At 59.7% G+C, this 24,487-nt stretch carries 19 protein-coding genes and 3 pseudogenes; 13 read left to right on the forward strand and 9 right to left on the reverse strand.

All coding sequences use genetic code 11. From position 1 onward, the window contains the following. Positions 1 to 65: 65 nt before the first annotated feature. The 6 genes from D3M70_RS15355 (at position 66) to D3M70_RS15380 (ending at position 10,489) form a co-directional block, all read left to right on the forward strand. Positions 66 to 2,309, forward strand: coding sequence for a hypothetical protein (locus tag D3M70_RS15355; protein ID WP_133306473.1), 2,244 nt, complete (start codon positions 66 to 68; stop codon positions 2,307 to 2,309). A 336-nt stretch (positions 2,310 to 2,645) separates the two neighbouring features. Next, a complete protein-coding gene (gene mexE, locus D3M70_RS15360) occupies positions 2,646 to 3,890 on the forward strand; it encodes a multidrug efflux RND transporter periplasmic adaptor subunit MexE (protein WP_120126585.1) in 1,245 nt (414 codons plus the stop codon). Positions 3,891 to 3,902: 12 nt separating this feature from the next. Beyond that, positions 3,903 to 7,094 (forward strand): efflux RND transporter permease subunit, encoded by a 3,192-nt coding sequence (locus D3M70_RS15365; RefSeq protein WP_120126586.1) that lies wholly within the window; start codon positions 3,903 to 3,905, stop codon positions 7,092 to 7,094. Then, positions 7,094 to 8,491: an efflux transporter outer membrane subunit gene (locus tag D3M70_RS15370; protein ID WP_120126587.1), complete on the forward strand. Its 1,398-nt coding sequence runs from the start codon at positions 7,094 to 7,096 to the stop codon at positions 8,489 to 8,491. The genes D3M70_RS15365 and D3M70_RS15370 overlap by 1 nt, the downstream gene beginning before the upstream one ends. Positions 8,492 to 8,660: 169 nt before the next feature. Further along, positions 8,661 to 9,758, forward strand: a complete 1,098-nt coding sequence (locus D3M70_RS15375) for a HEAT repeat domain-containing protein (RefSeq protein ID WP_120126588.1) — start codon at positions 8,661 to 8,663, stop codon at positions 9,756 to 9,758. Positions 9,759 to 10,126: 368 nt separating this feature from the next. After that, positions 10,127 to 10,489 carry a histone-like nucleoid-structuring protein, MvaT/MvaU family gene (locus D3M70_RS15380; RefSeq protein ID WP_120126589.1) on the forward strand — a complete coding sequence of 121 codons (363 nt, stop codon included), beginning with the start codon at positions 10,127 to 10,129 and terminating at the stop codon, positions 10,487 to 10,489. A gap of 438 nt (positions 10,490 to 10,927) precedes the next feature. On the opposite strand, the gene D3M70_RS15385 is transcribed toward D3M70_RS15380, so the two are convergent. Further along, entirely contained in the window at positions 10,928 to 11,479 is a 552-nt protein-coding gene (locus D3M70_RS15385; RefSeq protein WP_120126829.1) for a DUF4946 domain-containing protein, read from the reverse strand. Between the two features lie 150 nt (positions 11,480 to 11,629). Between D3M70_RS15385 and gloA the strand changes: the two genes are divergently transcribed. Beyond that, complete coding sequence (gene gloA / locus D3M70_RS15390; protein WP_120126590.1) at positions 11,630 to 12,151, forward strand: lactoylglutathione lyase; 522 nt, start codon at positions 11,630 to 11,632, stop codon at positions 12,149 to 12,151. A 187-nt stretch (positions 12,152 to 12,338) separates the two neighbouring features. On the opposite strand, the gene ahpF is transcribed toward gloA, so the two are convergent. Both ahpF and ahpC read right to left on the reverse strand, forming a co-directional pair. Next, complete coding sequence (gene ahpF / locus D3M70_RS15395; protein WP_120126591.1) at positions 12,339 to 13,901, reverse strand: alkyl hydroperoxide reductase subunit F; 1,563 nt, start codon at positions 13,899 to 13,901, stop codon at positions 12,339 to 12,341. A 134-nt stretch (positions 13,902 to 14,035) separates the two neighbouring features. Next, complete coding sequence (ahpC, locus tag D3M70_RS15400) at positions 14,036 to 14,599, reverse strand: alkyl hydroperoxide reductase subunit C (protein WP_120126592.1); 564 nt, start codon at positions 14,597 to 14,599, stop codon at positions 14,036 to 14,038. Between the two features lie 338 nt (positions 14,600 to 14,937). Here ahpC and D3M70_RS15405 point away from each other — a divergent pair, with 338 nt between their 5' ends. Beyond that, on the forward strand, positions 14,938 to 15,654 hold the full coding sequence (locus D3M70_RS15405; protein WP_120126593.1) for a DNA-binding protein: 717 nt from the start codon (positions 14,938 to 14,940) through the stop codon (positions 15,652 to 15,654). Here the strand turns inward: D3M70_RS15405 and D3M70_RS15410 are convergent. The 4 genes and pseudogenes from D3M70_RS15410 to galU form a co-directional block, all read right to left on the reverse strand. Beyond that, positions 15,651 to 17,312: pseudogene (locus tag D3M70_RS15410) on the reverse strand (ATP-binding protein); the annotation flags it as partial. The gene D3M70_RS15405 and the pseudogene D3M70_RS15410 overlap by 4 nt on opposite strands. A 152-nt stretch (positions 17,313 to 17,464) precedes the next feature. After that, a pseudogene (locus tag D3M70_RS33240) lies at positions 17,465 to 17,946 on the reverse strand (glutathione-disulfide reductase); the annotation flags it as partial. Position 17,947: 1 nt separating this feature from the next. Then, positions 17,948 to 18,773 (reverse strand): annotated as a pseudogene (locus D3M70_RS33245) (FAD-dependent oxidoreductase); the annotation flags it as partial. A gap of 137 nt (positions 18,774 to 18,910) precedes the next feature. Beyond that, complete coding sequence (gene galU, locus D3M70_RS15420) at positions 18,911 to 19,753, reverse strand: UTP--glucose-1-phosphate uridylyltransferase GalU (RefSeq protein ID WP_120126595.1); 843 nt, start codon at positions 19,751 to 19,753, stop codon at positions 18,911 to 18,913. A 316-nt stretch (positions 19,754 to 20,069) separates the two neighbouring features. Here galU and D3M70_RS15425 point away from each other — a divergent pair, with 316 nt between their 5' ends. Both D3M70_RS15425 and D3M70_RS15430 read left to right on the forward strand, forming a co-directional pair. Next, positions 20,070 to 20,255, forward strand: a complete 186-nt coding sequence (locus tag D3M70_RS15425) for a hypothetical protein (RefSeq protein WP_120126596.1) — start codon at positions 20,070 to 20,072, stop codon at positions 20,253 to 20,255. Positions 20,256 to 20,406: 151 nt separating this feature from the next. Then, positions 20,407 to 20,688 (forward strand): hypothetical protein, encoded by a 282-nt coding sequence (locus D3M70_RS15430; protein WP_120126597.1) that lies wholly within the window; start codon positions 20,407 to 20,409, stop codon positions 20,686 to 20,688. Positions 20,689 to 20,694: 6 nt separating this feature from the next. Here D3M70_RS15430 and D3M70_RS15435 read toward each other — a convergent pair whose 3' ends face one another. Next, positions 20,695 to 21,054 carry a hypothetical protein gene (locus D3M70_RS15435; protein WP_120126598.1) on the reverse strand — a complete coding sequence of 120 codons (360 nt, stop codon included), beginning with the start codon at positions 21,052 to 21,054 and terminating at the stop codon, positions 20,695 to 20,697. A gap of 168 nt (positions 21,055 to 21,222) precedes the next feature. Here D3M70_RS15435 and D3M70_RS15440 point away from each other — a divergent pair, with 168 nt between their 5' ends. From D3M70_RS15440 to alkB, 3 genes are all read left to right on the forward strand, one after another. Further along, positions 21,223 to 21,528, forward strand: coding sequence for a DUF1883 domain-containing protein (locus D3M70_RS15440; RefSeq protein WP_120126599.1), 306 nt, complete (start codon positions 21,223 to 21,225; stop codon positions 21,526 to 21,528). Positions 21,529 to 21,604: 76 nt separating this feature from the next. Further along, a complete protein-coding gene (locus D3M70_RS15445) occupies positions 21,605 to 21,784 on the forward strand; it encodes a hypothetical protein (protein ID WP_120126830.1) in 180 nt (59 codons plus the stop codon). A gap of 18 nt (positions 21,785 to 21,802) precedes the next feature. Next, positions 21,803 to 22,480 carry a DNA oxidative demethylase AlkB gene (alkB, locus tag D3M70_RS15450; RefSeq protein ID WP_120126831.1) on the forward strand — a complete coding sequence of 226 codons (678 nt, stop codon included), beginning with the start codon at positions 21,803 to 21,805 and terminating at the stop codon, positions 22,478 to 22,480. A 140-nt stretch (positions 22,481 to 22,620) separates the two neighbouring features. On the opposite strand, the gene D3M70_RS15455 is transcribed toward alkB, so the two are convergent. Then, positions 22,621 to 24,435 (reverse strand): glycoside hydrolase family 15 protein, encoded by a 1,815-nt coding sequence (locus D3M70_RS15455; protein WP_120126600.1) that lies wholly within the window; start codon positions 24,433 to 24,435, stop codon positions 22,621 to 22,623. Positions 24,436 to 24,487 lie beyond the last annotated feature (52 nt).

Genomic DNA, 24,487 nt, shown 5'->3' on the forward strand with positions numbered 1-24,487 from the left:
CAACCGGTTCAAACCTGGGTTTCCTGAACCTGTCTTCCTTGCATACGTTTTACAAGGCCCGACTGGTGCGCAGTTATCTCGGGGCCACCAACAACCTGCGCTTCAGCGGTCGCGGAGCGATCTCGGCTCTTGAACCGATTGACGCATATGAGCTGACCACGAGCAACGTCCGCAACGTTGGCAAAGTGACTCCAGAGGACGACGTATCGCTGGCAGACTACGGCCCGCATCTGGCCGGAGGGCCCGTTCACATCATCAACACCTGCGTCAACCAGACAGCTGATCCCAAGGGCAGGTTGTTCAACCGGGATCGTAAGGGTCTGCTCTTCAGTGTGCGGGCTGGTGGCGACTCACGACTGAGCCTGGAAGGCTGGCGGGGAGAGTTCAGGGGAATTCGCCGGCTCAGTCTGGGCGCGTGGTTGGCAATTTCCGGGGCCGCGGCCGCCCCGGGACTGGGTGCCCGCACGCAAAGCGGGCTCGCAGCCTTACTCACCTTCGCGGGGGTGCGACTGGGGTACTGGCTCTCGCCAGCTGAACGCAGGGGCACGCCTGTCGCAGGCAGCTCATTCATGGGGCGAGCACTCAAAGGCATGGTGAACAAGTCGAGTGCGTTGCTTCAGGAACTGTCCGCAAAATTCAGCGCCGGTCCCGAAGATAACTGGTACGTGAGCGACGGTGGGCATTTCGAGAACACAGGCGTTTACGCACTGTTGCTTGAGCGGGCCAGCGTGATCGTGCTCGCCGACTGTGGAGCGGACCCAGGTTACTCGTTCGAGGATGTTGAGAACCTGGTACGCAAAGCACGCATCGATCTGGACATTGTCATCACGTTCCGTCAGCCCCGGGACCCCTCGTCGCTGGCATCAACAATCTCTCCAGCCATAAAGAACGCCTGGTCCAGCAGCGCCAGGTACTTCGGCACACTGCAGAATCTGGCTGACGACGAAAACGAAACCTGCCTGGCGCTCGCCACGGTCGAATACCCCGGCAAGGGTTCTTCAGGACCTGCAATTCTCATTCTGGTTAAACCCAACACGTTCAGGTCGGTTTCGATAGACGTGGCGAACTACAAGCGTCAGAACCCTAAATTTCCTCAGGAACCTACCGGCGACCAGTTCTTTAGCGAAAACCAATGGGAATCCTATTTTTCGTTAGGAACGGACTTGGGACGTTGTCTTTCCGCCGCTCTGATCATTCAGCTCCAAGAGCACCTGGAGGTCATGTTCGACGTGGGCTCCGACATGACGTCCTCATTGCCCGAGGCTTCTGGTAAAGCGACTCCCGACCCGCTTGCGGTTGGCGGGGCGTCCAGGAGTGTCTGGGGACGGCAGGTCGGAGCCGTTGGCGCGACTCTGGGTGCAGGCGCAGCCTTGTCGTTGGCCGTGGCTGCATGGCAGTCACTTGAGGGGCACCGGGCCGTGCAGAGCTCACGGGTCGCGGGGGAGCGCGCAGCCATGTCGGAAATCGCTCAACTGTGGGAACAACTGCCGCCCCCTGAAGACACCGTTAACTCAGCCGGCCCCGCAAATCGGCTGGCCGCGGCACTGCTACGCGCCGGGGATGCCTATTGCGTCAAGGGCGAGGCGAGTTGGCTCATACACTCCGACTTTGGGCTGCGCATGATCGCGGACACTGTTGTTTCGTGCGAAGCGCTCAAGCAAGGTATGGGGTCGGCGTGCCAAGTGATAGTGGAGGCCCGGTCTGGGCTCCCTGCATTGGCCTCAGGATCTTGCCTGGTCAAGGATTCTCCGATTTCAGCCGTTTACTGGGGCTATGACTACAGTGAGTTCGGGGCCTGGAACACGATGCACCCCTGCTCGACGAGGCGTGATCAACTCGTAGGACAAAAGCAAGTGAAAGGGGCTCGTACGCCTGGAGACTTGGCGGATATTCAAGAGGGCTGCGCCGGTAGGTCCGTTGCCTCCTCCAAGGGCGGCGCTGGAGAGATGGCGAATCCAGCCTGCAAGGGCAAGACGATCTACATGCAGATCTACGGCCCGGATAAGCGTGACAAAGTTCGGGGATTCAGATCCTGGTGGCGCGACGATTTGAGGGCCAGCGTTCCACCGATCGAGGACGTTGTCGCAACAGCTTTTCGCGCTGCCCGCCCCGCTCCCGCTCAAGTATCCAACACCACCGTGCGATACCACGACGAAGGCGGGCGCGAATGCGCAAAAGCCATCCAGGCCGGGATAAGGGTCAGAAAACCGGATGCAGCCTGGCGGATAGAACCGCTTTCTCCTGCTCAGAAAGGCGTAAAAGGCGTGATCGAGGTCTGGTTCAGCAATGACGACCCGGCGCTGAAGTAGCTGGATCGGACACATGCACAGAGGAGGATGCAAGATGGGAAAAGGCCGCCCCATAATAATGGATTTACAGTCGACGACAAGTTTGGCTTGCAATCACTACAAAGCCTTGCCGGGCATTTTCGCAACGCGTTTCATTGCGCAAGAAAGGCCGCGGACAGGCAAGAGACTCAACCAACACGTCCCAAAACACCTCATCAAGCAGCCACTCCCCGTCCCAGAGCCTTCGCCAAGGTAAATATCATTCCCACTGATATTTACCTTCGGCTTATTCGATTCGTGCAATAAAACCCCCGGGAACAGAATCCGCCCATCTCAATAACATCGGCGGATTTTCCCATGGTTCAGTCACTTACTCCTTTGCGCTATCCCCTTGCCGCTTTGGCACTGGTCGTGATCAGTGCTTGCGGGAAAGGCCCGGAGACTGCTGCTCAAGCGCCGGCTGCGGCCAAGGTCAATGTGGCCAAGGTGCTTGAGCAGCCTGTCAATGAATGGGATGAAGTCACCGCGCGTCTGGAAGCGCCGGAAACCGTGCAGGTTCGTCCTCGGGTCTCCGGGCAGATCGACTCCGTGGCATTTACCGACGGCGCGCTGGTGAAGAAAGGCGATCTATTGTTCCAGATCGACCCGCGGCCGTTCGAAGCCGAAGTGCATCGTCTCGAAGCACAACTGCAACAGGCCAAGGCAGCGTCGGTTCGCAGCAACAATGAAGCCCAGCGTGGCGAGCGTCTGCGCACCAATAACGCGATCTCGGCGGAACTGGCTGACTCGCGGACCACCACCGCGCAGGAGTCCAAAGCCGCCGTCGCGGCCATCCAGGCTCAGCTTGATCTGGCTCGCCTGAACCTGAGCTTTACCCGGGTTACCGCGCCGATCACCGGTCGCGTCAGCCGTGCGGAAATCACGTCGGGTAACATCGTCACCGCCGATCAGACGATCCTCACCAGCCTGGTGTCCACCGACAAGGTATACGCCTACTTCGACGCCGACGAGCGCGTGTTCCTCAAGTACAACCAACTGGCCCGCGATGGCAAACGTGGCGCGACCACGCCGGTGTACATGGGCCTGTCCAACGAAGCCGAGAACCCGCATCAGGGTCAGATGAACTTCGTCGACAACCAGGTCAATCCGCGCACCGGCACCATCCGTGGTCGCGCAGTGTTCGACAACAGCAACGGCGAATACACCCCGGGTCTGTACGCCCGCCTGAAACTGGTCGGCAGCGGTACCTACTCGGCCATGCTGATCAAGGACGAAGCAGTGGGCACCGATCTGGGCAAGAAATTCGTGCTGGTGGTCGACAAGGACAACAAGGCGGTTTACCGCAGCGTTGACCTGGGTCCCAAGCTCGAAGGCCTGCGCATCGTACGCAGCGGTCTGGCCAAGGACGACCGCATCGTCGTCAGCGGTCTGCAGCGTGTACGTCCGGGCTCACCGATCGACCCGCAGGACACCCAGATGGCCAGCGCCGACACCCTCGCCGCTCTGCAACAACAACGCCAAGCACTCGAAGCCAGCAACCAGCCTCAGGCCCAGAAGAAACTGGATGCCAAGGTTGCCGCTGCCGCTACGCCACGCGGTTAAGGGACACACTCGATGAATTTTTCAAAATTCTTTATCACGCGACCGATCTTCGCGGCGGTGCTATCGCTGCTGATCCTGATCGCCGGTGCCATTTCGTTGTTCCAGCTACCGATCAGCGAATACCCCGAAGTCGTGCCGCCGACCGTGGTCGTGCGCGCCAACTTCCCCGGCGCCAACCCCAAGGTCATCGGCGAAACCGTGGCCGCGCCACTGGAACAGGCGATCACCGGCGTCGAGAACATGCTGTACATGTCCTCCCAGGCCACCGCTGACGGCAAACTCACCCTGACCATCACCTTCGCGCTGGGGACCAATCTGGACACCGCGCAGGTGCAGGTACAGAACCGGGTAACCCGGACCGAGCCGAAGCTGCCGGAAGAAGTGACCCGCATCGGTATCACCGTGGACAAGGCCTCCCCCGACCTGACCATGGTGGTCCACCTGACCTCGCCGGATCAGCGTTACGACATGCTGTACCTGTCCAACTATGCAGTGCTGAACATCAAGGATGAGCTGGCTCGTCTGAACGGTGTCGGCGACGTGCAGCTGTTCGGTATGGGCGACTATTCGCTGCGTGTCTGGCTCGACCCGAACAAGACTGCTTCGCGCAACCTGACCGCCACTGATGTGGTCAACGCGATTCGCGAGCAGAACCGTCAGGTTGCAGCCGGTCAGCTGGGGGCACCACCCTCGCCGAGCGCCACCAGTTTCCAGATGTCGATCAACACCCAGGGCCGTCTGGTCACTGAGGAAGAGTTCGAGAACATCATCGTTCGTGCTGGCGAAAACGGCGAGATCACCCGCGTGAAGGACATCGCCCGGGTCGAACTGGGTTCCAGTCAATACGCCCTGCGTTCGTTGCTGAACAATCAGCCGGCGGTCGCCATCCCGATCTTCCAGCGTCCTGGTTCCAATGCCATCGACATTTCCAACGAAGTGCGCGGCGAGATGGAATTGCTGAAGAAGAACTTCCCTGAAGGCATGGACTACAGCATCGTCTATGACCCGACCATCTTCGTGCGCGGCTCCATCGAGGCGGTGGTTCACACCCTGTTCGAAGCGCTGATTCTGGTCGTGCTCGTGGTGATTCTGTTCCTGCAGACCTGGCGCGCCTCGATCATCCCGCTGGCCGCTGTGCCGGTGTCGCTGATCGGTACGTTCGCCGTCATGCACCTGTTTGGCTTCTCCCTCAACGCGCTGTCACTGTTCGGCCTGGTTCTGGCCATTGGTATCGTCGTGGACGACGCCATCGTGGTCGTGGAAAACGTTGAGCGCAACATCGAGCTCGGCCATCAGCCGATGGAAGCCACACAGATCGCCATGCGCGAAGTGACCGGCCCGATCATCGCGACAGCGCTGGTGCTGTGTGCCGTGTTCGTCCCGGCGGCGTTCATCTCCGGGCTTACGGGACAGTTCTATAAACAGTTCGCGCTGACCATCGCCATCTCGACAGTGATCTCGGCCTTCAACTCCCTGACCCTGTCGCCAGCACTGGCTGCCGTACTGCTCAAGGCGCACGACGCACCCAAAGACCGCTTCTCGCGCCTGCTCGACAAACTGCTGGGCGGCTGGCTGTTCCGTCCGTTCAACCGCCTCTTCGTCAAGGCCAGTAATGGCTATGTCGGCGCGGTGGGTCGAGTGATCCGCGTCAGTGGCGTCGCGCTGCTGGTGTACGCCGGCCTGATCGTCATGACCTGGCTGGGTTTCTCGTCCACCCCGACGGGCTTCGTGCCGCAGCAGGACAAGCAGTACCTGGTGGCCTTCGCTCAGCTGCCGGACGCCGCGAGCCTGGATCGTACCGAAGACGTGATCAAGCGCATGTCGGACATCGCCCTCAAGCAACCGGGCGTTGAAAGTGCGGTGGCATTCCCGGGCCTGTCGATCAACGGATTCACCAACAGCCCCAACTCCGGCATCGTGTTCGTGACGCTCAAACCGTTCGACGAGCGCAAGGCGGCCAGCGAGTCGGCCGGTGCTATCGCCGGGGCGCTGAATGGCAAGTACGCGTCGATCCAGGAAGCCTACATGGCAATCTTCCCTCCGCCGCCGGTACAGGGCCTGGGTACCATCGGTGGTTTCCGTCTGCAGATCGAAGACCGTGGCAACCTGGGTTATGACGAGCTCTATAAAGAGACGATGAACATCATTGCCAAGAGCCACAACGTTCCAGAACTGGCAGCACTGTTCACCAGCTACACGGTCAACGTGCCTCAGGTCGATGCGGCCATCGATCGCGAGAAAGCCAAGACCCACGGCGTGGCCATCAGCGACATCTTCGACACTCTTCAGGTGTACCTGGGTTCGCTGTACGCCAACGACTTCAACCGTTTCGGTCGCACCTATCAGGTCAACGTTCAGGCTGAACAGAAGTTCCGTCAGGACGCCGAGCAGATCGGTCAGCTGAAAGTGCGCAACAACCTGGGCGAAATGATCCCGCTGGCGACACTGCTGCACGTCACCAACACTTCGGGCCCGGATCGCGTGATGCACTACAACGGCTTCATCACTGCGGAAATCAACGGTGCTGCGGGTCCAGGCTTCAGCTCGGGCCAGGCGGAAGCGGCCATGAACAAGCTGCTCAAAGAGGAACTGCCTAACGGCATGACCTACGAGTGGACTGACCTGACCTATCAACAGATCCTGTCGGGCAACACTGCGCTGCTGGTCTTCCCGCTCTGCGTACTGCTGGCGTTCCTGGTACTGGCCGCGCTGTACGAAAGCTGGAGCCTGCCGCTGGCGGTCATCCTGATCGTACCGATGACCCTGCTGTCGGCCATCGCCGGTGTGATCATCGCCGGTAGTGACAACAACATCTTCACCCAGATCGGCCTGATCGTACTGGTGGGCCTGGCCTGTAAGAACGCCATCCTCATCGTCGAGTTCGCCAAGGATGAGCAAGAGAAAGGCAAGACCCCGCTGGAGGCCGTTCTGGAAGCCTGCCGCCTGCGTCTGCGCCCGATCCTGATGACGTCCTTCGCGTTCATCATGGGTGTGGTGCCACTGGTCCTGTCCAGCGGTGCCGGTGCCGAAATGCGTCACGCCATGGGTGTGGCGGTGTTCTCCGGGATGCTTGGCGTGACCTTCTTCGGTCTGCTGCTGACACCGGTGTTCTATGTCCTCATCCGCAACTACGTTGGACGCAAAGAGGCTCGCAAGGCGGCCAAGGCTCAACGCGTTCAGTCCATCGCTCCGGAGGCTCATTGATGAAGGCTGCAAAACTCTTCCTGCCGAGCCTGTTGGTCCTGGCGCTGGCGGCCTGTGCCGTCGGCCCGGACTATAAGAAGCCGGATACCGCAGCGGCCAACATCACGGCCGCCGCGCAGGGCACCTACGACCGCAGCCACATCGAAACGATCTGGTGGCAGCAGTTCGACGATCCGACGCTGAACAAGCTGGTGGCCGAATCGCTTCAGGGCAACCGTGAATTGCGCGTTGCCTTCGCCCGCCTGAAAGCCGCACGCGCCATCCGCGATGACATCAGCAACGATGCCATGCCCGTGGTGACCAGCCGCGCCAGCAGCGAGATCGGCCGCGCTCAGGTGCCGGGTGAAACCGAGCACCGGGTCAATCAGGAACGTTACGACCTGGGCCTGGACATGGCCTGGGAAATCGACCTGTTCGGTCGTATCCAGCGCGAACTGGAAGCCAGCGACGCCGATCAGCAAGTGGCCGAAGCCAATCTGTATCAACTGCAAGTGACCATGATCGCCGAACTGGTGGATGCCTATGGTCAGCTGCGGGGCGCGCAACTGCGCGAGGACATCGCCCGGGCCAACCTGAAGAACCAGCAGGAGTCCCGTAGCGTCACCGTACAATTGCGTGACGAAGGCGTTGGCAACGAGATCGACGTGGTACGCGCCGATGCGCGACTGGCAGCCGTGGAAGCGACCATTCCACAACTGCAGGCCGAGCAGGTCCGTGAACGCAACCGTATCGCGACACTGCTGGGCGAGCGCCCGGATGCCATGACGGTCAGTCTGGCCCCGGCCAAGCTGCCTGCGATCTCCAAGACGCTGCCAATTGGCGATCCGACCAAGCTGCTGGAAAACCGTCCGGACGTACTCAGCGCCGAACGGCAACTGGCGGCGCAGACAGCGCGCATTGGCGTGCAGACCGCTGACCTGTTTCCACGGGTCAGCCTCAGCGGCTTTCTGGGCTTCACCGCCAGCCGTGGTTCACAGATCGGTTCCGGTGCTGCGCAAGCCTGGGGGCTGGGCCCGAGCATCACATGGGCGGCTTTTGACCTGGGCAGCGTAAGAGCGCGGATTCGTGGCGCCAATGCCGATGCCGAAGGCGCACTGGCCAACTACGAGCAGCAGGTGTTGCTGGCGCTGGAAGAAACCGAAAACGCATTCAGCGACTACGACAAGCGTCAACAGCGTCTGGTCTCGCTCGTGCGTCAAAGCGAAGCCAGCCGCTCGGCTGCCAACCTGGCGAGCATTCAGTACAAGGAAGGCACTGCCGACTTCCTGGTATTGCTGGATGCCGAGCGTGAACGACTCGCGGCCGAAGACAGTCAGGCGCTGGCGGAAATCGATCTGTATCGCGGAATCGTAGCAATCTACAAGGCGCTGGGAGGCGGTTGGCAGCCTAACGCCTGACCGTTCCAGCCCTGCTGCGGGGTTGCGTAACCCTCTACCCTGCTCAAGCCCCGGACTCACAAGGTTCGGGGCTTTTTTGCGTTTTGTGTCGGCTTTGCCAAAGCGATTCCCGTTTGACACTCAGCGACCACTCCCCGAAGCTGCTCCCCACGCAGAAATGGAAATCGGTATGTCAAAAGCGCCCCCTCAGCATTCCCCCGACCGCCTCAGTGCCCGCCGTCGCTGGCAGGTCGCGATTGCGCTGGTCGTGTTGCTGCTGATCGTCGGCGCAGGTCTGCTGGTGCGCGGATGGCACAGCCCTCCCGCCGCCCCCGTGGTCAACCACAGCTACGCCGAAGCCCTCGAACAGGCCCACAACGGAAAGCCCGGTGCGGCGCGCGTCCTCTACCAACAACTGACCCGCACTGACCTGTCCGACATACGCCGCGCCGGCCTGATCAGCGAACTGGCGAACTACCCCAGCGCCCAGGCCCTGAAAATCCTCGACGGCGACCTCAAGCGCCCCGCGCCGCTGGTCCAGCAGACCGCCATCGGAACCCTCATCGCGATAGTGCCCGACGCCCAGCGCAGCGTGCTCATAGGCCCCCTGCTCGACGATCCGGACCAAAGCGTACGGTTCGCCGCTGTCCGGGCCCTCCTCGGTCTTACACCGGATGATCTGGGGCTGTACTTCGGCGCCGTTCAGGACGGCGCCGAACAGTATGAAAACACCCTCATCTCGCAACCGCCCAGCGGCGAAAGCCAGATACAACTGGCACGACTGCTGGTCAGCCAGGGCAAGACGGAAAAGGCATTCCAGGCCCTGGACCTTGCCCTGAAACTGGAGCCCAACAACCTTCAGGCCGGACTCGACCAAGTGTTATTGCTGGACAAACAAGGCCAGTCCGATCAATCCAGACAACAGTTGGGCCGGTTGCTTGAAAAACACCCGCAATCGGCGTTGCTGCAACATGCCCTGGGCAACTGGCTGCTTCGCCATCAACAGAACGAATACGCGCTACTGGCCCTGGCCAAGGCTGTTGAACTGGAACCGGAGAACACGGACTATCGCTATGACCTCGCGATTGCCCTGCACGACCTTCAGCAAATGGACCCGGCATTGCGACAACTGGAAGACATCTTGCAAAGGCAACCGGCGAACCGGCGGGCAAGAACGCTGCTCATCCAGTACTGGAAGGACACCGGACAGCTGCAGAAGGTGCAGGTCCTGCTGGCGGAACTCGAGCAACTGAACCCTGATGACCCTGCCCTTCAACAAGGGCTGTAGGGGAGCGCGAACAGCGACAGGCCGCACAATTCGATAGTTTCCTGTAACGCCCTAGTTTGAGAAATTACTTACAGCGTTTTTCTCCTGCGACGGCAATTTTTGTCAGATCCGATTATGTTATGACGCATTCTTCATTTAACAATTGCCCCTCGCCTATTTTCCAACTGGGAAAAAACGTGCATTATTTGTCCGAGCACACCCTAACTATCCCGTCTGTGATGTGAAGCTGACAACGCACCGTTAGTTTTTTTCAACCGATGACATCCAAGGCACTGGGGGGTCGTGAATAGATGAGCACAGGATCCAGACTTGCATCCCTGTTGCTTGCGTTGGGCTGACAACAGCCGTTAATCGCCGGAGTACTATATTTGTCCAGACTTGCCGAGTTTCGCGCCGCAGAAAAAGCCCTTCAGGAACAGCTGGCCCAGCTGGAAAACCTGAAGAATGATGCCGGACTGAAAAAGGAGATCGAATTCGAACAGAAGCTCCAGGCCCTGATGAGCACCTATGACAAGAGCCTGCGTGACATCATCGCCATCCTGGACCCCAATCCTTCGGCCACCGCCGCTGCGCCGACCGGTCCCAAGCGCCGCCGCGCCCGCGTGGTCAAGGTTTACCACAACCCTCACACCGGCGAACTGATCGAAACCAAGGGCGGCAATCACCGCGGCCTGAAGTCGTGGAAAGAACAGTACGGCGCTGAAACAGTCGATTCCTGGCTGCGCGGCTGATCCGCGGTATCGCACGGTCTACGCCTTGTAAAGAAAGCCCCGTACTTCGGGGCTTTCTTATAAGCGTAATTAATCGACCGTTCGCTTCGTCATCCGGGACGCAAGATGCGAGTTGCACCCACCCGGCGCCAGGCCCTCGTTCAACTTTGTTTAACGCACGGACTTGCTGCTGATGTGTTGCCGCGCAGTTTGATATTGACGATCACGTCAATCACCAGAAAGTAGTAATGAGTTAGTGTTATCAGCGGCATTGATAACAGCGACGCAATGATCATTCCATTGAGGCGACTGAACGACGCCTATCGGAATCTGCTGACAATCAGAGGATTCGATCCTCTCTTCACGTTTTTTTCACACGCCTTTCTACAGGATGAAGGCTGCTAAAGGATTAGCGCCCCATGCCCGCTTCGGCGGGCTTCTTATTGCCTGGGATAAAGTTCAGGGCGTTACATTCAAGCGCAAGCCGTCCTTGATCCGCAGTACTTCATCCCTATGCGCAGCATACCCGTCAGCCGACCCGGCATACGACAGCGACCATGCCATCTCCTTATTGGCCGCCGCCACCAGCGTCTGCGTCATGACATGTGCGCCGTTCTGGGTGATGGTGCACGTGGTTTCCATCGCCGGCACGTCGCTCAAGGTGCTCTCTTTCATCCTGGTGCAGACACTCTGAAAGCCACCGCGCACGAAATTCACCTGCACGGCTTTGCGAATCTCCAGCAAGACACTTTGAACGTTCACTTCATGGCCGGGTTGCAAGCGGGTCTGGGTCAGTTCGACCACCATCGCCGGATCGCCGTTCTGATCGTTTTTCACCGCCCGCTGACGAATCTGTATCGACGGTCGATCCGGGCTGGAGGGCGGCGATGGCAACGCTTCGACTTCCCAGTCACTGGGCCAGACAATCAATGCGTCCGCCGCGACGGCGCAGCCGAGCCCCCACCACAGACATAAGCCCGTCACAGACAATGTGCGAAGCGTGAAAAACATGACCGATACCTTGAACGTCGAGCCGGAAAGTGTGAGCCACATGGACGACGCTCACAAGTGCCGTGGCGGTCATGGGCACATTCGGGTTTGGCTCGGGCGTCATGTCCCGTATCATGTCGCAACATTTACAGGATCAACCCGGAGTCACCGATGAGTCTGCACGAACTGAATTCTTTCCCTGGCGTCACCGCCCAACCGGACCCCGCCACTGCCCAATTCGTGTTCAACCACACCATGCTGCGAGTCAAGGACGCCACCGCCTCGCTGGATTTCTACACCCGCGTACTGGGCTTTAGTCTGGTGGAAAAACGCGACTTCCCGGAAGCGGAATTCAGCCTGTATTTCCTGGCACTCGTGGACAAGGCACAGATCCCGGCCGACGATGCTGCACGCACCGTCTGGATGAAAGGCATCCCCGGCGTACTCGAACTGACCCACAACCACGGCACCGAAAAAGACCCGGCGTTTTCGTACCACAACGGCAACACCGATCCGCGTGGCTTCGGTCACATCTGCATCTCGGTGCCTGATGTTCATGCGGCTTGCGCCCGTTTCGAAGAACTGGGTGTGGACTTCCAGAAACGCTTGACCGACGGCCGCATGAAAAGCCTGGCATTCATCAAGGACCCCGATGGCTACTGGGTCGAGATCATTCAGCCAACGCCGGTTTGATCGCCGCGCAGAGTGTTCTAGTTCTGTAGGAGCGCGCTTGCCCGCAATAACGTCGGATCAGTCGAAACTGCTCCAACAGACACATTGCACATCGCGGGCAACCGTACACCTACAAAAGACAACCGCGCAAAAAAAAACCTCATGATCGCTCATGAGGTTTTTTCGTTTAACCCTGCGCAGTCGGGCATCAAGCCGGTGCGCTGGTCCGGATCAGGTGATCGAACGCGCTGAGGGAAGCCTTGGCGCCCTCGCCCACTGCGATCACGATCTGCTTGTACGGCACAGTGGTCACGTCGCCTGCGGCGAAGATACCCGGGATTGACGTTTCGCCCCGGTTATCGACCACGATCTCGCCACGGGGCGACAATTCGATGGTGCCCTTGAGCCACTCTGTATTGGGCAACAGACCGATCTGTACGAAGATGCCTTCCAGCTCGACATTGATCTCCTCGCCGGTGATGCGGTTCTTGTAACGCAGGCCGTTGACCTTCTGACCGTCGCCCGTCACCTCCGTGGTCAGCGCGCTGGTGAGCACAGTGACGTTCGGCAGGCTGTGCAGCTTGCGTTGCAGCACGGCGTCGGCGCGCAGCGAGCTGTCGAACTCCAGCAGGGTCACGTGAGACACGATGCCCGCCAGATCGATTGCCGCTTCAACCCCGGAGTTGCCACCGCCAACCACCGCCACTCGCTTGCCCTTGAACAGCGGACCGTCACAGTGCGGGCAGTACGCCACGCCCTTGTTGCGGTATTGCTGCTCGCCCGGCACGTTCATTTCACGCCAGCGGGCGCCGGTCGCCAGGATCACGGTCTTGCCCTTGAGCACGCCACCACTGGCAAATTTGACCTTGTGCAGCTCGCCATCTTTGCCTGGGATCAGCTGATCGCCGCGTTGCAGGTTCATGATGTCGACTTCGTATTCCTTGACGTGTTCTTCAAGGGCCACGGCCAGTTTCGGGCCTTCGGTGTGTTGCACGGAAATGAAGTTCTCGATGGCCATGGTGTCCAGCACCTGACCGCCGAAGCGCTCGGCCGCGACACCGGTGCGGATACCTTTACGTGCTGCGTAGATCGCTGCGGCAGAACCTGCCGGGCCACCGCCGACGACCAGCACGTCGAAGGCTTCTTTAGCGTTCAGTTTCTCGGCCTGACGATCACCGGCGCTGGTGTCGATCTTGGCCAGAATCTCTTCCAGGTTCATGCGGCCCTGACCGAACAGTTCACCGTTGAGGTAGATGCTCGGTACCGACATGATCTGGCGGTCGTCGACTTCCTGCTGGAACAGGCTGCCTTCGATGGCGACGTGCTGTACGTTCGGGTTGAGCACGGCCAACAGGTTCAGCGCCTGGACCACGTCCGGGCAGTTCTGGCAGCTGAGCGAGAAGTAGGTTTCAAACTTGAACTCACCGCTCAGGCTGCGAGCCTGTTCGATGGTGTCCTCGCTGGATTTGGACGGGTAGCCGCCGACTTGCAGCAACGCCAGTACCAGGGAGGTGAATTCGTGGCCCATTGGCAGGCCGGCAAAACGCAGCTTGATGTCCTGACCCGGGCTGTTCAGGGCGAAGGATGGCGTGCGTGCGTCGGTGCCATTGGTGTTCAGGGTGATCTGGTTGGAGCTGCTGACGATATCGTTGAGCAGGGCCAGCATTTCCTGAGATTTCGCGCCGTCATCGAGGGACGCAACGATCTCGATTGGGCGAGTGATCCGCTCCAGATACGATTTCAACTGTGCTTTAAGATTCGCGTCCAACATGAGGGCTTTCCTTATCTTCAAAAATTCGATATCTGCAAATAAAAACGCCCAGGCGATTACCGCCCGGGCGTTTTTTGGGGGCGATGCGGTTTACGTGCTTATGGGCTCATCGCCCCCGATCCGGTCACGAGGACTTAGATCTTGCCGACCAGGTCCAGGGAAGGAGCCAGGGTAGCCTCACCTTCCTGCCACTTGGCTGGGCAAACTTCGCCCGGGTGTGCAGCAACGTACTGAGCGGCCTTGATCTTGCGCAGCAGCTCGGAAGCGTCACGGCCGACGCCGCCGTCGTTCAGTTCAACGATCTTGATCTCGCCTTCTGGGTTGATCACGAAAGTACCGCGGTCAGCCAGGCCAGCGTCTTCGATCAGCACGTCGAAGTTGCGGGAGATGGTCAGGGTCGGGTCACCGATCATGGTGTACTGGATTTTGCCGATGGCTGGCGAAGTGTTGTGCCAGGCCGCGTGAGCAAAGTGGGTATCGGTCGATACGGAGTAGATTTCAACGCCCAGTTTCTGGAACGCATCGTAGTTGTCAGCCAGGTCTTCCAGCTCGGTTGGGCAGACGAAGGTGAAGTCGGCCGGGTAGAAGAACACCACAGACCATTTGCCTTTCAGGTCAGCATCCGAAACTTCAACGAAAGAGCCGTTTTTGAAAGCGGTCGCTTTGAACGGTTTTACTTGGCTGTTAATGATAGGCATCGGGTGAATCTCCTTAGGGTTGAAAAATCGGGTTTGAAATTCGATGGGAAGGATCTTACGCACAATCTCCGACAAGGGCTCATTGGCAAACCTGATGCCGGTGATTGGTTTTCGCTATAAAAGAACACTTATATAGAAGAATTCCATTACATCTTGAGGAACGCTGCCAGGCATTGGAAGCGTTGCCAGCCTACCGACTTCATTGACCGATCTTCAACCCACGGCTCAAGCCACTGTTCAATCCAGAGCAGACACCGCCGGAATAATCCCGCACAATACGCGCCTTTCATGGTACGTAACCACCACTACGTACACAGTACGAATCGGCAGGAATCGGTATGGCCCGAACCGGGATAAACAAGGCAGACGTGCTGCTCGCGAGGCAGACCCTCATTGCTAGAGGTGAAAATCCCAGTATCGACGCAGTACGAATCGAGATGGGTAATACAGGTTCCAAAACCACTATTCATCGTCTGATGCGTGAGCTCGACACGACGGAGGGTCAAGTCCCTCCTGGCCTTATCGACGAAGAACTGAACAGTATGGTGACGCGGCTGAGCAATCGCTTGCGAGCCCAGGCCCAGGAACAGATCGGTGAGGCTCAGAACAGACTGGACGCTCAGAAGCAGGAGTTGCAAGACGCATTGCGCAACACCCAGCGCCAGTTGGCCGATCTTGTCGACCGTCACGCTGCGCAGACTACGAAGCTGGGTCTCCAGACCGCAACGCTGCTGAGCACGCAAAAGGAATTGCAGGTCGAGCAGAAAGAGAATGCGCGACTGGCTCAGGCGGTTAAGGACAGCGGATCACGCTTGCAAGACAAGGACGAGCAGATCCGTTCCCTGAAGGAACAACACCTGCAAGCCCACACTCAAAGCGCGTTGCTGCAGGAGCGCCTGCAAAACGCCCAGAATGAAACCACGCGGCTTCAGGAGCGCCTCACCGAGCGCGAGCAGCAGAGTCGGGTACTCGAGCTGATCCTGATGAAGACCGAGGTGGCGCTGGAAAACCTGCGAGGAACCCGGACCGAGACCGACACGCCACCTGAAGGCTAGCCCTCGGACTCGATCAGACCACGGACGCGCAATGCCAGATCGTCGATGCTGAACGGCTTGGTCAGCATGTCCATCCCCTCTTCCAGAAAATCACCCCGCACCAGCGCATTGCGGGCGTACCCGGTCATGAACAACACCCGCAGCTGCGGCCGGTGCTGGCGAGCAATTTCTGCCAACTGCCGTCCGTTGAGGCCCGGCAATCCGACGTCGGTTACCAACAGATCGATACGCCCGGCGCCTTGCAGAATCGGCAAAGCGCTCGCGCCGTCCGAGGCCACTTCGACCGAATAACCCAGTTCGCGCAGCACATCGACCACCAGCATTCGCACATCCGGCTCATCCTCGACAACCAATACCCGCTCGCCCTGACCCGCCCGAGGAGGCGCTGAACCTTCATTGACCGAGGTGTGCTGTCCGCTGGCTTCAAAGTGGCACGGCAGGTACAGATCGATGCGCGTGCCCTGCCCTTCGACGCTGTCGATCTGCACCTGCCCACCCGTCTGATTGATGAAGCCATAGACCATCGACAAGCCCAGCCCGGTGCCCTGACCTATCGGCTTGGTGGTGAAGAACGGATCGAATGCCCGCGCAATCACTTCAGCGGACATGCCGGCACCTGTGTCCTGAACGCTCAGGCGCACATAGTCGCCCGGCGTCAGCGCATCGTGCAGCACTGCCACATGCACGGCCTCGGTCTGGATCAACAGTCGCCCGCCGTCAGGCATGGCGTCCCGAGCGTTGATCACCAGGTTCAGCAGCGCGTTCTCCAGCTGATGCTCATCGGTATGGGTCAAACTCAAAGCACTGTTCAGATCGATTTCCAGCTCGATGCTTTCGCCAATGGTACGGCGCAACAGCTCCTCCATGGACGTCACCATATCGTTGACGTCCACCGGACAGGTGTTCAGTGACTGACGGCGGGCGAATGCCAGCAGACGATGGGTCAGAGACGCAGCACGATTCGCCGAACTCATGGCAGCATCGATGTAACGATCGATCTCCGAGACCCGCCCCGCTGCCACCCGGCGCTGGATCAGGTCCAGCGCACCGAGCACGCCAGTCAGCATGTTGTTGAAGTCGTGGGCGATGCCGCCGGTCAACTGGCCGATGGCGTCCATTTTCTGCGCGTGGCGCAAGGCCTCTTCAGCCTGAGCGCGCTCGCTGATCTCCACTTGCAAGCGTTCGTTGATCTGCGCCAGTTCCCGGGTGCGCTCGGCCACACGCCGCTCGAGACTCTCATTGAGTTCGCGCAGCGCATCCTCGGCCTTGACCTGCGCCGTAATATCGGTGCTGGTTCCCAGCCAGTAGGTGATGTTGCCTTGATCGTCACGAATGGGCAGCGCCCGGGACAGAAACCAGCGATACAGACCGTCCTTCCCACGCAGCGGGAAAGTGTCTTCCCAGATCGAGCCGGTGGCGAAACAACGGCGCATTCTCGTATCGACCCGCTGCAAGTGATCGGGATGATGCAGCGAACGCCAACCCAGGGCCATCATCGCTTCGTGGGAAGTGCCGGTGTAGCTGTACCAACGCGCGTTGTACCAGTAGATCTGCCCCGAGGGGTCGGCGATCCAGGCCAACTGACTCATGTTGTCGGCCAGCGTTCGGAACTGCCGCTCACTCTCGTGCAGCGCTCGATCCTTGCCAGCGTCCTGGTCGTCAAGCGGCCGGTCTTCAGGTGCAGCGGGATTAAGGGGCATGGATGCCGTAAAACTCTTGCTGGTCAAAACGTGGGTCCGTCCTTCTCCGACACAGTGCGGGGCCGGCTGTCATCCATGAAACCGCCCCCTTACATCCATGACTTGCGCGGTCAGCGCACAGCCGTACGCATGGTCACGAATTCCTCGGCGGCTGTCGGATGCACCCCGATAGTATCGTCGAAAATCTGCTTGGTTGCGCCTGCCTTGAGGGCGATCGCCAGACTCTGGACAATCTCGCCGGCGTCAGGACCGACCATATGACAACCGAGCACCCGGTCGGTGTTCGCATCCACCACCAGCTTCATCAAGGTTCGCTCCTGATTGTCAGTCAGGGACAGCTTCATCGGCCGGAAGCGGCTTTCAAAGACCTGCACCTCATGCCCGGCCTTCTTCGCCTCTTCTTCAGTGAGGCCGACCGTGCCGATATTCGGCAGACTGAACACCGCCGTCGGGATGTGGTTGTAGTCGACGGCCCGGTATTGCTCAGGCTTGAACAGCCGCCGCGCCACCGCCATGCCTTCCGCCAGCGCGACCGGGGTCAGCTGCACGCGACCGATGACATCGCCCACGGCGATGATCGACGGCTCGGTGGNCGTTCACCGACTCCATGCCAAGGTTGTCGAGCATCGGACGGCGGCCTGTGGCATAGAACACACAGTCCGTGCTGATGCTGCTGCCGTCGTTCAGGCTCAGCTGCAAGGTGCCGTCGGCGAGCTTTTCGATAGACTCGATCTCGGTCTTGAAACGAATGTCCATGCCGCGCTTGGACAGCTCTTCGTGCAGATGGGTGCGCACGCTGCCATCGAAGCCGCGCAGAAACAGCTCGCCGCGGTACATCAGGCTCACGTCGGCGCCGAGGCCGTTGAAAATCGAGGCGAATTCGACCGCGATGTAGCCGCCACCCACGACCACGACACGCTTGGGCATCTGCTCGAGGAAAAACACTTCGTTGGAGGTAATGGCGTGCTCACGGCCTGGAATGTCCGGCACCTGCGGCCAGCCACCGGTGGCGATCATGATGTGCTCGGCGGTGCGCAGCTGCCCGTTGATTTCCACTTCGTGAGGGCCTCGCAACTTCGCATGACCTTCCATCAAGGTTACGCCGCTGTTGGCCAGCAGATTGCGATACACGCCATTGAGACGATGGATTTCCCGGTTCTTGTTGGCGATCAGGGTCGACCAGTCGAATTGCGCCTCGCCCGTGGTCCAGCCATAGCCCCTGGCCTGCTCGAAGTCTTCGGAGAAATGTGCCCCATACACCATCAGCTTCTTGGGAACACAGCCGACGTTGACACAGGTGCCTCCCAGGTAACGGCTTTCGGCAACCGCAACACGCGCACCGAACCCCGCGGAAAAACGTGCAGCGCGAACACCACCGGAACCGGCACCGATCACAAACAGGTCGAAGTCGTAACTCATTTCTTTCTCCTTGGCAGGAGGGCTAGCATAACCGCTTCAGCGCGGTCGGCAAGGCCTGCAGGACAGAAACGACAAAGCCACCCGAAGGTGGCTCTGTTTGCAATACAGCTGTCAGCAAAATCACCGACACAACCGGATCACTGGGTAGATTTACCCGTTTTGTAGAAATGCTCGAAGCAGAAGTTGGTCGCCTCGACATAACCTTCGGCACCACCGCAATCGAAACGCTGGCCTTTGAATTTATAAGCCAGAACGTTGCCTTCGGCGGCTTGCTTCATCAGGGCGTCAGTGATCTGGATTTCGCCACCCTTGCCTGGCTCGGTCTGTTCGATCTTCTCGAAGATGTCCGGCGTCAGGATGTAGCGACCGATGATCGCCAGGTTCGAAGGTGCGTCTTCAGGCTTTGGCTTCTCGACCATGTCGGTAACGCGGAACAGGCCCGGCTTGATCTCTTCACCGGCGATGACGCCGTACTTGTTCGTCTCGTTCGGATCGACTTCCTGGATCGCGACGATCGAGCACTTGTACTGCTGATGCAGTTTGACCATCTGCGCCAGGACGCCGTCACCATCGATGTTCACACACAGGTCGTCCGCCAGGACCACAGCGAACGATTCATTGCCGATCAGAGGACGGCCGCTGAGGATCGCGTGACCCAGACCTTTCATTTCGGTCTGGCGGGTGTAGGAGAAACTGCACTCGTCGATCAGGCGACGGATACCGACCAGGTATTTTTCCTTATCGGTGCCTTTGATCTGGTGCTCCAGCTCGTAGCTAATGTCGAAGTGGTCTTCCAGCGCGCGCTTGCCTCGACCTGTCACGATGGAGATTTCATTCAGACCCGCAGCCAGTGCTTCTTCCACGCCGTACTGGATCAGTGGCTTGTTGACAACTGCCAGCATCTCTTTAGGCATGGCTTTGGTCGCTGGCAAGAAGCGAGTACCGTAACCGGCTGCAGGGAACAAGCATTTCTTGATCATATAAGTCCTTGATGGGGCTGGGGGTGTTGCGGCGCAGTCTAATGAGGCGGCGGTTACCTTACAATGCCTCGCCACTGGCCGTTCGCTGCCTTGGTAGAGGAACAGTTGTGCAGATAGTTCCGCACAACGCCTGATATTGCGACCACNCGTCGGCGATCACCGAATGTCCATCTCATCATGGGTATGGGGGCATCCGAGCCCGCAGAACGACCGTGCCATGACACAAGCAAGCGTAGCCGCGTTCATCCGTTTACGTAGGAAAATAATGCCATTGCGCCTTATCATGCCGACCTGAATCACTTATCGAGATGGATCGATGTCGGAAGTCAAAAGCGTAAACGGTTACCAGATCAAAAAACTGCAAGACGGCCAGTGGTGGCTGGTCGGTCACGACGACGAAGCGGTCGCAGGCCCCTTCTCCAGTGAAAGCAGCGCCATTGAAGTCGCATCTGTCTTTCAGGACACACCTGCGCCGCGCCGCCGCGCCGACAAGAAGGCCTGAGACTTCAGGCTTTTGGGTTCAGGTCCGCGAACGAGGCCTGAACCCCCTGACCTTTCGAAAAATGTTTCAGTGATGCCGGAACGATGGCACTGACCATCAGTCTCACAGAAGCTGTCTATTTCCCGGCACTCTCATCGTGAAGCCTTCGAAAATGATCAAGATCCTGTCCGTCATTGCTGTACTGGGCCTGACCGGCTGCGCGACCGCGCAAAACACCTACCTCAAGGATGGCAAACAAGCCCTGAGCATCGACTGCTCCGGCGAAGCCATGTCCTGGGCCGCTTGCTACGAAAAAGCCGACGCCTCGTGCGCAGGCACCGGCTACAACATTGTCAGCACCAACGGCACGCCCCAGCCAAAGGATGCCGAGAAAACCCTGGGTGTCGACGTCGGCAACTACAAGACCCGCAGCGTGCTGGTGACGTGCAAATAAGCGCTATCACTCCCCGGAAATGCAGGCATTGACCGCGTGCTGGATGTCCTTGGGACGCAGGGGGTTGTTGCCCCCGCTTTCAAACAGCTTGATCGAACTGCCGCCAGCGGAGCGCTTCTCGATATCGACGATGGCCGTGGGCTCACTGCTGGCGAATTTCTGCGGGACGATGACCCGCAACCCTTCACGGTGCGGTTCGATCTGTGGAGGCTTGCGACTGTCAGCGATTCTGGCGACAAAACACTCGGCATACTCCTGAGGATTCTTGCCGGAAATCACACTCATGGTGGGGAGCGTGTGCTCGATGTCCGCCACGGTGGCACAACCGGTCATCGCGAGAGCCAAAACAACAACAGCCAGTTTCATACAATCCCTCCAGTAAAGGTCCTACGACAAGCCAAGTGTCGATTAAATCCGTCATAGTGGCACTTTTTTAGGCGTTCAGCCCTCGATTCAGGCGCTGTCCCGCGCAAGCCTCTGCGCGTCGTGATATCGTTTCGGGTTTTCGAGATTGCCCTGTCCCCGGAGACATCCATGAAATTCGTACACCAGCGCGAGCACCTCAACGAAGACGACATGGTCGTCATCGAGTGCTCTCAGCTCTGCAACATCCGCCTCATGAGCGACGCGAATTTCCGCAGCTTCAAGAACGGCGGCCGGCACACCTATCACGGCGGCGCATTCGACCGCTTCCCGGCAAAGATCACCGTTCCCAGCACCGGCTTCTGGAACATCACCATCGACACCGCCGGGCGCAAGATGGACACCCACGGTGGTCGAAAGACCACATTCACCCATTCGATCAAAATCGTGCGGCGCTCGTCCTCTCGACTGAGCTGACGGCCATTGAACACCGGCGCGCGTGAAAGCTTCGTGTTTTTGGCGCAAGATCCCCATCGCTTTCAAGGAATTCCATGTGAGTACCCAGGCCCCTGTCGTCAAATACGCGATCAGCTACAAGCTCAACGGCGAGCGCCGCTTCGAGTTCGCCCTGCTGCAGTCACCGTCCGCCGAGGAAGCCCTGGCTGCGCTGCAGAAAATGCACAGTGACAGTGACGACGTGATCAGTGACGTCAAGGTAAGCAAAGCGCTTTGATTCGGTAACGCCGCGATGATGCAACGCAAAGGCACGACACCGACTACCCTCGATCTGTTCGCCGACGAGGCCCCACAGCCGCCGGCGACCGATCGGATAGGCCCGCAATCCTTTGTCTTCCGCGGCCTCGCCCTGCCCCTGATCGATCGCCTGCTACCGGCCCTCGAAGCGGTTCTGACGCGAGCGCCCTTTCGCAACATGGTGACCCCCGGCGGCTACACGATGTCGGTTGCGCTCAGCAGTTGCGGCCAGTTCGGCTGGACCACCGACCGCAACGGCTATCAGTACAGCACCATAGACCCACAGACCGGCCAGGCGTGGCCCGAGATGCCCCAGGTCTTCATGGAGCTGGCGCGATCCGCTGCCGAAGCTGCAGGGTTCGCTGACTTCGTCCCCGATGCCTGTTTGATCAACCGGTACGTGCCCGGCGCGAAACTGGCGCTGCATCAGGACAAGGACGAACGCGGCTACCAGTGGCCGGTGGTGTCCGTGTCACTTGGGATTCCTGCGATGTTCCTGTTCGGCGGCCACGCACGCAGCGATGCCACTCAGAAGGTGCCGCTGTTTCATGGTGACGTGGTGGTCTGGGGCGGCGAAGATCGGTTGCGCTATCACGGCGTCATGCCCATCCGACAGGCCGAGCATCCGCAACTGGGCGAGCAGCGCATCAATTTCACCTTTCGAAAGGCGCGATGAGCAGCTGCCCACAACGAGCCTGTCGGGTTGAAAAACGCTTGCCGGTTAACGCAAGACATCCGCAGCGGCCCGGCTTTCCGGCGGTAGCGATCCTCAAAACGCCATCGCCGGCGAGCTGAACGGCCCCAGGATTTGAGACATCAAGCGGTGGCCTCCTCCACAGAGGCGCGAGCCCTCACCGGGCACACCACACGATGCAGGTTCAGCGCCGTGTTGATGATGCCAATGTGACTGAACGCCTGCGGGAAGTTGCCCAGCATGCGCCCGGCTCGCGGGTCGTATTGCTCGGCCAGCAGCCCGACGTCGTTGCACAGCCCGCACAGCCTATCGAACAGATCACTCGCTTCCTGATCGCGGCCTTGCAAAACATAGACATCGGCGAGCCAGAACGAGCAAACGAGAAACGTGCCTTCGCTCCCGGACACACCATCGGTGCTGCGCTCACTGTCGTAACGCAACAACAAGCCATCCTGCATCAGGGATTTCTCGATCTGCGCCACCGTGCCAGCGACGCGCGGATCGTCCACCGGCAGAAAGCCGGTCAGGGCGATCTGCAGCAGACTCGCGTCCAGTTCCGTGCCGCCGTAGGTCTGCACGAAACTGCCGAGTTCTGCGTCATAGCCGTTTTTACACACGTCGGCATGAATCTCGTCGGCGACCCGCCGATAATGCTGACCGCGTGCACGATCTTCAGGGTTGTCACTTTTCGCCAGCACACCGGCGTTACGGTCGAACGAGACCCAGGCCATGACTTTCGAATGGGTGAAATGCCGTGGCTCGGAGCGGATTTCCCAAATGCCGGCGTCCGGCAGATGCCAGACGCTTTCCAGGAACGGCATGATGACCTTCTGGATTTCCGTGCTGCGCGGCAAGCGCGGCAGCCCGCTCTTCAGGGCCTGAGTCATGGCGTCCGCCACTTCCCCGTAAACGTCGAGCTGCATCTGCGTGGCCGCCGCATTGCCGACCCGGACCGGCCGCGAGTTCTCGTAACCGCTCAACCAGGGCAATTGATACTCCGGCAAGCGCCGCTCGCCGCCCAGGCCATACATGATCTGCACTTGTTCGGGATTGCCGGCCACCGAGCGCAGCAGCCAGTTGCGCCAGGCCGTGGCCTCTTCGTAATAGCCCAGATTCATGAACGCCAATAGCGTCATCGTCGCGTCGCGCAACCAGCAGAAACGATAGTCCCAGTTACGCTCGCCACCCAGTTGCTCGGGCAACGAGGTGGTAACCGCCGCGACGATGCCGCCGGTGGGGGCATAGGTCATGGCCTTGAGGGTGATCAGCGAACGCTTGACCTGGTCGGTCCAGGGGCCGACGTCAGGGCAGCGCCCAGAGAACTCACGCCAGAACGCTTCGGTGCGTTGCAGACCCTGCTCGATGTCAAAGGCCGCGCGCACCGGTTCATGGGACGCTTGCCAGCCCAGCGCAAACCCGAGCCGCTGACCGGCTTTGACGGTAAAGAAACTTTCAGTGTGATGATCCAGCGGGTGCAACTCAGCGGGCGTGTGCAACACCAGCATGTCCGGTCCGGCCACGGCGGTCATGATGTGCGGATCGCGCTTCTCGACCCACGGCACAGTGCTGCCGTAATCGAAGCGAATCGCCAGGTCCATGGAGAAATCCACCGTGCCTTCCAGCCCGATGACCAGACGCACCAGGCTGCTTTCGACCTCCATGGGCATGAAGTCGACCAGCAACGCGCGGCCAGTGTCGGTGGCGAACAAGGTTTCGAGAATCAGCGTGCCGTCGCGGTACTGGCGCCGGGATTGGGCCTTGGGGTCGGTGGGGGCGATCTTCCAGCGACCGTTGTCGCTGTCGCCCAACAGCGCGGCGAAACAGGCAGGAGCGTCGAAACGCGGGAAACACAACCAGTCGAGCGACCCGTCGCGGGCCACCAGCGCTGCGGTCCGGCAGTTGCCGAGCAGCGCGTAATCTTCGATCAATACAGCCATGGGGTACTGGTCCCTTCCGGTGTCATTGCGGTGACGGCTGCTCCGTATGGAG

It is taken from the genome of Pseudomonas sp. LS-2 (assembly GCF_003605735.1).
Taxonomy (GTDB): Bacteria; Pseudomonadota; Gammaproteobacteria; order Pseudomonadales; family Pseudomonadaceae; genus Aquipseudomonas.

Excerpts from the sequence above, each read along its gene's own strand:
- mexE (WP_120126585.1), top strand. The coding sequence starts at position 2,646 with ATGGTTCAGTCACTTACTCCTTTGCGCTATCCCCTTGCCGCTTTGGCA.
- D3M70_RS15365 (WP_120126586.1), top strand. The coding sequence starts at position 3,903 with ATGAATTTTTCAAAATTCTTTATCACGCGACCGATCTTCGCGGCGGTG.
- D3M70_RS15370 (WP_120126587.1), top strand. The coding sequence starts at position 7,094 with ATGAAGGCTGCAAAACTCTTCCTGCCGAGCCTGTTGGTCCTGGCGCTG.
- D3M70_RS15375 (WP_120126588.1), top strand. The coding sequence starts at position 8,661 with ATGTCAAAAGCGCCCCCTCAGCATTCCCCCGACCGCCTCAGTGCCCGC.
- D3M70_RS15385 (WP_120126829.1), bottom strand. The coding sequence starts at position 11,479 with ATGTTTTTCACGCTTCGCACATTGTCTGTGACGGGCTTATGTCTGTGG.
- gloA (WP_120126590.1), top strand. The coding sequence starts at position 11,630 with ATGAGTCTGCACGAACTGAATTCTTTCCCTGGCGTCACCGCCCAACCG.
- ahpF (WP_120126591.1), bottom strand. The coding sequence starts at position 13,901 with ATGTTGGACGCGAATCTTAAAGCACAGTTGAAATCGTATCTGGAGCGG.
- ahpC (WP_120126592.1), bottom strand. The coding sequence starts at position 14,599 with ATGCCTATCATTAACAGCCAAGTAAAACCGTTCAAAGCGACCGCTTTC.
- D3M70_RS15405 (WP_120126593.1), top strand. The coding sequence starts at position 14,938 with ATGGCCCGAACCGGGATAAACAAGGCAGACGTGCTGCTCGCGAGGCAG.
- galU (WP_120126595.1), bottom strand. The coding sequence starts at position 19,753 with ATGATCAAGAAATGCTTGTTCCCTGCAGCCGGTTACGGTACTCGCTTC.
- D3M70_RS15425 (WP_120126596.1), top strand. The coding sequence starts at position 20,070 with ATGTCGGAAGTCAAAAGCGTAAACGGTTACCAGATCAAAAAACTGCAA.
- D3M70_RS15430 (WP_120126597.1), top strand. The coding sequence starts at position 20,407 with ATGATCAAGATCCTGTCCGTCATTGCTGTACTGGGCCTGACCGGCTGC.
- D3M70_RS15435 (WP_120126598.1), bottom strand. The coding sequence starts at position 21,054 with ATGAAACTGGCTGTTGTTGTTTTGGCTCTCGCGATGACCGGTTGTGCC.
- D3M70_RS15440 (WP_120126599.1), top strand. The coding sequence starts at position 21,223 with ATGAAATTCGTACACCAGCGCGAGCACCTCAACGAAGACGACATGGTC.
- alkB (WP_120126831.1), top strand. The coding sequence starts at position 21,803 with ATGCAACGCAAAGGCACGACACCGACTACCCTCGATCTGTTCGCCGAC.
- D3M70_RS15455 (WP_120126600.1), bottom strand. The coding sequence starts at position 24,435 with ATGGCTGTATTGATCGAAGATTACGCGCTGCTCGGCAACTGCCGGACC.